The 9,723-nt window shown below is 30.0% G+C and carries 13 protein-coding genes; 10 read left to right on the forward strand and 3 right to left on the reverse strand.

All coding sequences use genetic code 11. From position 1 onward, the window contains the following. Positions 1–487: 487 nt before the first annotated feature. The 9 genes from OREMA_RS18735 (at position 488) to OREMA_RS0116090 (ending at position 6,458) form a co-directional block, all read left to right on the forward strand. On the forward strand, positions 488–643 hold the full coding sequence (locus OREMA_RS18735; RefSeq protein ID WP_018250267.1) for an aspartyl-phosphate phosphatase Spo0E family protein: 156 nt from the start codon (positions 488–490) through the stop codon (positions 641–643). 611 nt (positions 644–1,254) lie between these two features. Then, positions 1,255–2,274, forward strand: a complete 1,020-nt coding sequence (locus OREMA_RS0116060; protein WP_018250269.1) for a tyrosine-type recombinase/integrase — start codon at positions 1,255–1,257, stop codon at positions 2,272–2,274. A gap of 165 nt (positions 2,275–2,439) precedes the next feature. Further along, positions 2,440–2,916 (forward strand): hypothetical protein, encoded by a 477-nt coding sequence (locus OREMA_RS0116065; RefSeq protein WP_157280102.1) that lies wholly within the window; start codon positions 2,440–2,442, stop codon positions 2,914–2,916. Between the two features lie 89 nt (positions 2,917–3,005). After that, positions 3,006–3,791: an AAA family ATPase gene (locus tag OREMA_RS0116070; RefSeq protein WP_018250271.1), complete on the forward strand. Its 786-nt coding sequence runs from the start codon at positions 3,006–3,008 to the stop codon at positions 3,789–3,791. Between the two features lie 47 nt (positions 3,792–3,838). Then, complete coding sequence (locus tag OREMA_RS17990) at positions 3,839–4,729, forward strand: metal-dependent hydrolase (protein WP_018250272.1); 891 nt, start codon at positions 3,839–3,841, stop codon at positions 4,727–4,729. A 490-nt stretch (positions 4,730–5,219) separates the two neighbouring features. After that, complete coding sequence (locus OREMA_RS17995; protein ID WP_276324751.1) at positions 5,220–5,594, forward strand: helix-turn-helix domain-containing protein; 375 nt, start codon at positions 5,220–5,222, stop codon at positions 5,592–5,594. Between the two features lie 14 nt (positions 5,595–5,608). After that, complete coding sequence (locus OREMA_RS19455; protein WP_018250274.1) at positions 5,609–5,719, forward strand: sigma factor-like helix-turn-helix DNA-binding protein; 111 nt, start codon at positions 5,609–5,611, stop codon at positions 5,717–5,719. Between the two features lie 22 nt (positions 5,720–5,741). Continuing rightward, complete coding sequence (locus OREMA_RS0116085) at positions 5,742–5,969, forward strand: BhlA/UviB family holin-like peptide (protein WP_018250275.1); 228 nt, start codon at positions 5,742–5,744, stop codon at positions 5,967–5,969. 114 nt (positions 5,970–6,083) lie between these two features. Next, the gene (locus OREMA_RS0116090; RefSeq protein ID WP_018250276.1) at positions 6,084–6,458 is read left to right on the forward strand and encodes a hypothetical protein; all 375 of its coding nucleotides are present in this window, start codon (positions 6,084–6,086) and stop codon (positions 6,456–6,458) included. A gap of 67 nt (positions 6,459–6,525) precedes the next feature. Here the strand turns inward: OREMA_RS0116090 and OREMA_RS0116095 are convergent, their stop codons facing one another. After that, positions 6,526–6,912: a hypothetical protein gene (locus tag OREMA_RS0116095; RefSeq protein WP_018250277.1), complete on the reverse strand. Its 387-nt coding sequence runs from the start codon at positions 6,910–6,912 to the stop codon at positions 6,526–6,528. Positions 6,913–7,330: 418 nt separating this feature from the next. Continuing rightward, on the reverse strand, positions 7,331–8,236 hold the full coding sequence (locus tag OREMA_RS0116100; RefSeq protein WP_018250278.1) for a hypothetical protein: 906 nt from the start codon (positions 8,234–8,236) through the stop codon (positions 7,331–7,333). 277 nt (positions 8,237–8,513) lie between these two features. Here OREMA_RS0116100 and OREMA_RS0116105 point away from each other — a divergent pair, with 277 nt between their 5' ends. Continuing rightward, positions 8,514–9,545 (forward strand): DNA cytosine methyltransferase, encoded by a 1,032-nt coding sequence (locus OREMA_RS0116105; protein ID WP_018250279.1) that lies wholly within the window; start codon positions 8,514–8,516, stop codon positions 9,543–9,545. Here the strand turns inward: OREMA_RS0116105 and OREMA_RS19145 are convergent. Beyond that, a partial coding sequence (locus OREMA_RS19145) for a hypothetical protein (protein WP_026189044.1) occupies positions 9,520–9,723 on the reverse strand: 204 nt, incomplete at its 5' end. The genes OREMA_RS0116105 and OREMA_RS19145 overlap by 26 nt on opposite strands.

A 9,723-nucleotide genomic window follows, 5' to 3' on the forward strand; every position in this document is an offset into this window, starting at 1 on the left:
TTTGAAGTCATAGTTAAGTTTTTAAAATTTAATAGTTAAGTTTTTAAAATAAAAATAAATTTAATAGTTAAGTTTTTAAAAAAGATGATTCTTTGAAAGCCTTGCTATTATAGGGTTAATAAGGCTTCAGTTTAGACTATAAATGGGTTTTAATTATAAAAAGATTAAGATAAATATTAGCTGAAAGATTTTATTCTACTAAGAAAACATTTAATTAGAGACTTATTAGAAACCATTACTTCGACTTGATACTTCAATTAGAAGAATAATTTAATAAAAAATACAGTAAAACTTAAAGATTAATTAAATAATTTGTAGATATTATTTATATATAATCAAATATTTCTTATATTATATAGTCATAAATGAACAAGTCTTATATGACTATATGCAAATAACAAAAAAATATCAATATTGACTTTTGGCAAGAAAAGATATATCATTTTTTAATGTTAAATATTAACTATATTAGATAGAAGGGGATAATTTGCTAAATAAAATTATAAGTCAAATAAGTAGCTTAAGAGATGAGTTATTGGCTAAAGTAGAACAAAGATCTAATGGTCTACAAGATGAAGAGGTTCAGAAATTAAGTAAGAGGTTAGATAAATTAATCTTAAAATACTATTGTCAGGAAGAATAGGATTTTAATTGAAGAGACTATTGAGGTGATAAAAATTGAAGAGTTTATATTTAGTATATTTGGCAGGAGTAATCTTTAATTTATTAGTTTTTAGCTTTAATTTGATTAAATACTATAAGGAAATAGAGATTAACCTAAAAGGTAGTCTGAGCTTTATTCTGGGAAGTTGGTTAGTTTATCTCTTTTTATACCTTAATAATAGATAAAGAAGAAGGAGTATATACTCCTTCTTCTTTGTACTTATAAACTTATATCCTTATCAATGAGTTATGTGGAATAATTAATTTATTGGATGGGGATTTCAAATAAGTCTTATTACTAAGATTCTACAACTAATTTGTGACGATATTATGATCAATTATAAATTTAATTTAAACTCTAACTAGAGATGGTTAGAGTCTCTTTATTTTTTGAAGAAGTATTTTTAAAGCATAAATAGGCTTGTTCAAATTTTTAGCTTAAAAAAGTATTATTTATATATTTTTTTGTATATATATAATAGTGAAAATAGCATGGTTATAGGCTTTGTTTTTGAACTTGTAATAATCATTATTATCACAAGTTAGGTTGCTAAAGGATAAGATTTGAAGGAGGATAGGTTATAAATTATTATGAACTTTTTTAAGAAAATTATTAAGGGGCTAGGAAAAGATGATGGTGACTATGATGATATTGAAATAGTTAATGGGAAGATAATTAGGAAGGAATCATCTGAAGATCAAGAGGAGTTTAGTGAGCTTGGAGAGGAAAAGGAAGTTGAATTAAAAGATAAGAGCCAAGAGCAAGATTTAGTTCAAGAACAAGTTCAAGAGGAGCCTATACACCAAGAACAGCAGATTGAAGCTAAAAGAGGAAGACCTAAAAAAATTGATGATTTCTTTTTATTCTTGAAGTCTGCAGGCAGGAGTAAGAATACGATTAGGTCATATAGGTCTGACATAAGACATTGGCAGAGGGTTGCTGAAAGAAAAAATAAGACAATCTATAATCTAAGCTTGCAGGATATTGAAAGAGCTAATGCAGGAGAAGATATTAATACTGTTAAGCGTAGAATTAGTGGCTTACGCCAGTTAGCTAAGTGGTATTTACGAGAGGGATATACTAAGCTTCATGTAGAGTTAGAGAAGGTAGTTTTAGGACGAGGAAAACAAAGAATTCCTAAAGCTAAGAGTGAAGAAGAATTTACTAAGATCAGAGAGCATGCTAAAGAATTAATTACTGAGGGAAAACGTGAAGGTATTTGGCTGGGATTAATGTTGATGTGTGGGTTAAGAATTGGTGAGATTAAAAGTGTTATGATAGCTGATGATGCTTGTATCAGTGTAATAGGAAAAGGTGATAAGGAAAGGAAGATTCCAGCTCCTGAATGGTTATTAGAAGCTTTAGAGGAGTTTAAAGCTGAAGGTCGAGGAGGTTACAAGCAACAACAGCAGACCGTTGATTATTATTTAAGGCAGCTTGATTATGAAAAATTTCATAGTTTACGCCATACTTTTGCTACTACGTTACTGAAAAGAGGAGTTAAGTTAAGAGAGATCCAGCAGTTATTGGGGCATAGTTCGGTAGCTACTACTCAAATTTATGCTCAAACTAAGGTTAATAAGGAGGCGACAAAGGTTTTGGAAGAATAATAATTGAGAAGAGGGAAATGCAATTGAGAATTAGGGTCTAAAGGTCTTTAATCCTCAATTATTTGTTCTGTATTTTCAATTGATTTCAAAAGGGAGTGATCTTAACTGAAAAAACTATTTGTTTATTTAATCTTAATTATGTTAGTCAGTTGTCCAGTGTTAGCCTTGGAAGACAATAGGGGAGGGAAGTTAAAAACTAAAAGTGAAGAGTTAATAGTTAAAGAGCAAGGTCAAGGGAAAGGGAATAAAGATTATTGGGAGCTTTTACAGAAGAAAGCTGATGATCTTTATAGTGGGCTTAATGTAGAAGTTGATCTACTAACAGGGTTATATGAGGATAATGAATACAAGGGGGAGATTAAGCTTAGTATTCCTATTTATAGTAAAGAAGAAGAGAAGAAAAAGAAGAAGGAGAAAATGGAGTTTTTGGACAAGGGAGCTGAGCTGATCAAAGAACTAGACCTTAATCGATCAAGAATTAAAATTTATAAAGAAAAAGCTAAGTATATGAAAGCTATGTTATTAGAAGATGGGAGAAGCTCAATTAATGACTATTATGAGGTTTTAGAGGACATTAAAACAGCAGAAGCAGAAGTTGATGAAGTTACTAGAAAATTAGAAACTATGATAGGGAATAATTGAGAATTGAAGATTGAGAATTGAGAATTAAGATCTAAAGATTTTTAATTCTCAATTCTATATTCTCAATTAATAAAAGGGGGTTAGAAAATGTGGAGGAGATTAAGCCAAGAGATTTAATCGGTAGGGACAATTTATTAAAAAGAGAGTTATATCCTCGCTTACAAAAAGAGATTTCTTTTGTGTTGGTGGGGCAGAAAGGAATTGGTAAGACTGAGCTTTTAAAGTGGGCTTATTCTAATTATGATAAGGGGCAGAAGGTTTATATCTCCTGTAATGAAACCAGAGGTACTATTATTAAAAGGATTGCTAAGCAGTTAGGAATTAAGATTGAAAAGAAGAAGATTGCTGACTTAGAAAAGGAAGTTCTACAATGTCATGAGAAGATAGCTTTATTCGTAGATGATTTAGAGAGGATTTCACCTAAGCAAGCAGTTATGCTAACAGCCTTAGGGAATTGGAATAAGATTTATTTGGCTGGGGTGGGTAACTTTAAAGAGAGGGTTAAAAAGCTACTGTGGGGTAAGAAGAAGATTAGAGTTAAAGCTATTAAGCGTAAATATCGTTTAGATCTCGGACGACATGTAGCTAAAAAGCTGGGCTGTCTTGTTGATCCTGCAACTATTGCTAGGGAAAGTAAAGGGGTACCAGGTAGAGCTTGGGCTTTAGGTAAAGGTGAGGTTATTCGTGATGATGATGAGAGAGTAGAGGGTGAGGAAGTGAATATTGCTCCTGTGATGTTGGTGGGAGTAATAGCAATTATGATTACTCGTTATGTTGCTTTAGGAATTGGAGAACGTGACCTTTATGTATTAGCAGGGATTGGAATGGCCTGTTCTTACTTATTGAGGTATGTAATTAGGATTGTTAGTAGATAGCTAAAACTTAAGATTTTATAAAACATATCAATGGGAAGAGGTGGGTCATGACTGCTCCAACACATAGTATTTTCTCTATAATGATTATTTTTTTATTTGGACTTAGCTTTAAAGATGTGGGAGTTTTTATAATCTTAGGGTCTTTATTGCCTGATATAGATCATCCCCAAAGTACTATTGGACGGGTGTTCTTCTTTATTTCTCATCCGATTAATAAGAGCTTTGGCCATAGAAATTTAACTCATAGCTTGGTGTTGTGGATTCCTGTAATTATCTTAGGGAGTTATCTTTCTCAACCCATTCTATGGGTAGGAGTAGGGGCTTTTTCTCATTTGATATTAGATAGTTGGAATGTAAGTGGGGTTGGGCTTTTTAAGCCAATTACCGATAAGATCTTTGTAATGGCTGGGAAGAAGTATCGAGTTAGAGTTGGCTCTAAGCAGGAATTAATCATAATGGTTTGTTTAGTATTAGTTACTTTAGGAAGTTTTCATTTAAATGAAGTAGGAGGCTTTAGAGGGCTAGTTAGAGAACTCATAGCTGATTACAATATTGCTTTAAAGGAGTATCAAAAGCAGGGTACTAAGGTCTGTTATATGGAGGGGAAGATTAGACATAGTAATGGTCGCTTGGAAGAAGGTAAATGGTTGATTATTGGTCAGAATGAATATTATACAAGCTTAAGCCTGTATGATGAAAAGAACAACGAGGTATTTAGTATTTATGATGATGCCAGCTTCTTAAGGGCTCATTTGCGAGCTAGTGAAGAGTCTTGGAATACTTTAAAACTTAAGGAGCCAATGGAGGTAGCAAAGGGAGAGGTTTTTTATAAGATTTCTAAGGATTGGCATAGGGCTACTAAAGGCGATTATGTTCTAGGGAATGTAGTTTATTTGGGTGAAATTAGTCTTGATGTGATTGAGGAGAGTAATAATTGAGAATTGAGAATTAAATTGATTGCTAATGATATTATAGTGGGGACTCAATTTATTTAGATGATTATAATAGTTTTGATAAGTTTATTGATGAGACTTATGAGTTGAATTATGATAGTGCTAGATCTTTGTATCTTTTTATAAATAATGATTATTATTTGTTAGATTGTATGGAGGAAGTATATGATGTGATTTTATATTTCTATAGTCGCAGCTTGGTTACTTTGTAGTGTTTTTTACTACAAGCTAACTAAGCTGCTTTTTGTATATTTGGAAGTTAACAATCTTAAATCATTTGATAAAGCCCTCAATTTAGGGTCTTTTTTTATTTGAACATATAATTCAAGCAATAAGACATTTGGTTATAATTTGAAAAATAGTATATTATTTAACAAAGACGTTTACAGAAATAGTATAATCCACGTCCTTATTTAGTAGATAATTTAGCAAAGATAAAGTTCTACCAAAGGAGAGATTATACTTAATTAAGTTAATAAAGCAAGCTAAAAAAGGTAATAAGAATTCTTTGATGGAACTTTTAAATCGATTTAAACCACTAATTAAAAAATTTAGTAATGAATTAAAATATGAAGAAGCTGAAAGTGATTTGATTATATCATTCATCCAAATAATTAAAAGCTGTGAAATAAAGGAAATTGACCATGAAGGACAAGCAGTTAATTACATATATATATCATTAAAAAACAAAAAAATAGACCTGTTTAGAATGTATATCCAAAGAAATCAAAAGGAGTATGAAATAAATTTAGATATATTAGCAGATAAAAGCATTACCGAAATAGAAGATAGAATTTTAATTAAAAAACTCTTAACATTATTAACCGATTTACAAAAAAAAAGATCTTAAAAGCAAAATTTTTTATGGACTATTCAGAAATTGAGATAGGAAAAAGCTTGAATGTTTCTAGGCAAGCTGTCAATAGAGCTAAAAATCGAGCCTTAAATAAGATTAGAAAATATTTAGCTTCATAGCAGATTAAAGGTGGTGAATTTAATGGAAAGTAAAATATTAGATTTGGCTTTGTCCCAAGGAATATGGGCAGTATTAGCGGTTATTCTTATCTTCTATATTTTAAAGGCTCAAGAAAAGAGAGATTTAAAGCAAGAAGAAAGAGAAGAGAAATATCAAAATATAATTACTCAACTTACTGATAAGCTAAATATTGTAGAGATTATGAAGGAAGATTTAAGTGAAATTAAAGATTATCTATACAAAAATTAAAAAAATAAAAATTTCAGGTTTACAAATTATTTAGTAAGTACGTTGTTATTAAGTGTAAGAAAAATCAACCGGTTGGATTAAAGTTTGTCTAAAAATTAAAGGGAGATGATATCAATGGGTAGAAGACTTTTAGATCAAGAAACTAAAACATTTTCAGGAATGGAACTTACTAAATATGTAAATAATGCAAAAGGGACAGAATTTGATAATTTAGAAGCTGCTATTCAGGGATTAGGTTTAACAGTTGCAGGAATAGTCATTACTAATCCTATGGCTTCTGCTATAACAACAACTATTGGAGTAGGTGTAAGTCTAAGTACTGTCTATGATGCAGTTATTGCTGCTATCGATGATTCTGATTTAGAAAGTACAATTGATAGAATGAAAGAAGGAAATAGCCTAAGAGTGACTACAAAATTTTATGAATGGTCTTTTGGAGATGGAAATCATGTCACTTATTACAGTAATGTATCTTATACAATAGTTTAAGTTCAAAGGTAATTAAAATAATAAAAACTGGGATTATTAATAATCCCAGTTTTTATTATTTTATTCATTAAATATTTCTCTTATATATGAAATTAAGCATAAGAACTAATCCATTTGCAATTAATAACATCTCTACAAATGCATTGATAGTATAAAACTTATAAACAGCTATAACTACAAAAATAAAAGCAATTATGAACACAAATATATCGATTATTTTAGGAATAGAAAAGAGTTTTAATGATTTTATCATAAAGAAAATTGATAGAATTATAAAATAAAGGCTTAGATATATGTGATTATAACTTTCTATTTTAGAAGGTATGTTTAGTTTATTAAAAACTATTTTCTGCTCCATCATATTAATATGTGTAATATAAGACATTCCGATATAAATAGATAAAGAGAATAAATACATTGAGATTACCAATATAGTTTTTTTGTTCTTCTTCACGCAGTTCCCCCCTTTTTTTATTAAGTCTATTAATGTTTGATACTAGTGTCAAACAAGACTAGCTCAAATTTTCAACTATATCACATTCTATATGTTTATTTGATTTTATGGGACATCTATCCTACTCAAAAGGTAGAGAATAACTAGGGTGGGTGCGTAATGGAATAAGAAAGCTAGCCAGCCAACACAAGCTGGGGACAGGTGAGAAACTGATGCGTCATTTCTCATCACCCTAAATCGTATCCCTCAATCTTCCCTCCCCCCCATAAAGATAGCTCCTTATTTAATTTATATATTAATTTACTAACAACAATATAAATAATTATTTTATCTGTTAAAGCTTATGGTAGCAAGGAATTAGAGAAAGATATAACGAGGTTTTTATTTGTTCAATTATTCTTATCATGCTAAGTAACTTTTAATCATTATAAACAAATTCCATTGATACTACATTATCCTCTGTTATATCATCAGTAGTTTCAATCTCCAATTGAGCTAATGCTGCTTTGGTTTTAGCAGCTATGTAATGTCCATCCTTCAATAAGGGTTCTTCAAATACCAACTCAGGTTTTAACTTGTTATCTACTATATTCCACTTAACATAGACTGCTAAAGAACGATTGCCTTCATATTTATCTTTAAAAGTTCGATAATTTAAGGCTTTACATCCAAAGTATATTTCTTGATTTTGCTCTACATATTCTTCTATAGGAATCATTTGAGCTACTATTTTTTCTAAAGTATCAGATTGAGATGGATTGTATTCGATAATATAGTTAGCCACTCCTGAGTTTTCTATCACTTGATCTGCTACCATTGCATTCTTTTTGTCTAGACTAAGATTAGTTCCAGCATAAACATCTATCACCTGTTTTCTAGTAAGGTCCATTTTAGCAGATAATAAACCTTGTTTTTTATTAAATAGTTCAAATCTCCAGCCTAAAGTAATAGACCCTGCTCTGGTTGGCCAAGCTCTAGTTATATAAATTAATTTCTTACTTAAAAATTTATTTTTCAATTTTATTACTGAGTTTCTAACTAATTCTATCCAGTTTTCTCCCAAAAGTTGTTCTGCTCTTTCAGGTCTTAGCTTATTTTCTAAAAAATCAGCATTTCCTTTTTTAAAGGTAATTTTAAACTCTTGGTGCGATTGATCACTTAAGTTTTTACAAGCAACATAAATATCAGTTTTTGGTTCACCACTGCTACAAGTTGGTTTATCACTAAAGACTACTTCATATTCTTCACCTTTAAAATTAAATCTACTTTCTGGAGCAAATTTCTCTACAATTAATCTCTCATCTTTACTAAATCTTTTAGCCATTTGAAGATTCCTCCTAATATTGTCATTTCTCATTTAATAGGATAACTTCTATAATTAATATAAAAGACCTCCAAAATTGATTTTTTAAATTACTTATAGTTTTAAACAAAGGTTGATAAAATGAGCTTACGATATTAATTATTTATTAAATCTGATAAAATAAAGGAGTGAGTAAGTTTATATGTAATATTAAATAATGATTACAGTTATAATATAATCAGTAGAAATTATATTAAAGATTTGTGTGGATTGAAATTAAGGAGGATAAATTAAAGATATGAAGTACAATAATAATTTTGAAATTATTTCTTTATTTGCAGGTTGTGGTGGTCTAGATTTAGGTTTTGAACAGGCTGGATTTAATGTAATCTGGGCTAATGAATATAATAAAAAAATATGGGCTACCTATGAAGAAAATCATAAACAGACTGAATTGGATAAAAGATCAATTGTTGATATTGAATCTGAAGAAATACCTAAAGCTACAGGAATTATTGGAGGACCTCCTTGTCAAAGCTGGAGTTTAGCAGGTTCAATGGGAGGAATTGATGATAATAGAGGTAAATTATTTTATGAATATATTAGAATCTTAAGAGATAAGCAACCTGAATTCTTTTTAGCTGAGAATGTTCCAGGTATCATATCTAAAAGACATATTAAAGAGTTTAACAAAATTATCAGCATGCTTGAAGAAACAGGTTATAATGTAACTTACAAAAAACTTGATTCTTCTGATTATGGAGTTCCTCAGAGTAGGAAAAGAGTTTTTATCATTGGTTATCGTAAAGATTTAAATTTAAAATTTGATTTCAATAACGTTAAAAAGAGAGAAATTGTAACTTTAAAAGAAGCTATTGGAGATTTACCTAAGCCGCTTCCTGCTAAAGAGAAGAATTATACTAATGGTGATGATCTAGAGATTAACGGACATGAATACTTTATTGGAAATTTTTCTTCAAGGTTTATGTCTAGAAATAGACGTAGAGGTTGGGATGAAGTGGCCTATACTATAGAAGCCAGTGGTCGCCATGCTAAAATACATCCTTCTGCTGGAGAGATGACTAAGGTAGAGAAGGATAAATGGATTTTTGATGAGAGTAAGCCTTATAGAAGGCTCTCTATTAGAGAATCAGCTCGAATTCAGACCTTTCCAGATGATTTTAAATTTATCTATGAACGATTAAATGATGGATATAAAATGATTGGTAATGCAGTACCTGTTAAACTTTCTAAAGTTTTGGCAGAAGTAATAAGTAATGATTTAGATAGTATCAAAAACTTAACTAATAAAAAGGTATCTTCTTTTTAAGAATATTAAGCTTAATAATTGTAAATTTATCTATTAATAAAATCAAAGCAGATAGCAGTGAAAGATAAACTGTTGTCTGCTTTTTATGTGTGCCTCGTAGATTTAGTAAACAGTAGGTGAAAATCCTATCCATGCTGTTTTCGCCAGTACGGTGTGTGAAATCAACAGTAGCAGGGTG

Origin of the sequence: Orenia marismortui DSM 5156 (assembly GCF_000379025.1) — a bacterium.
Taxonomy (GTDB): domain Bacteria; phylum Bacillota; class Halanaerobiia; order Halobacteroidales; family Halobacteroidaceae; genus Orenia; species Orenia marismortui.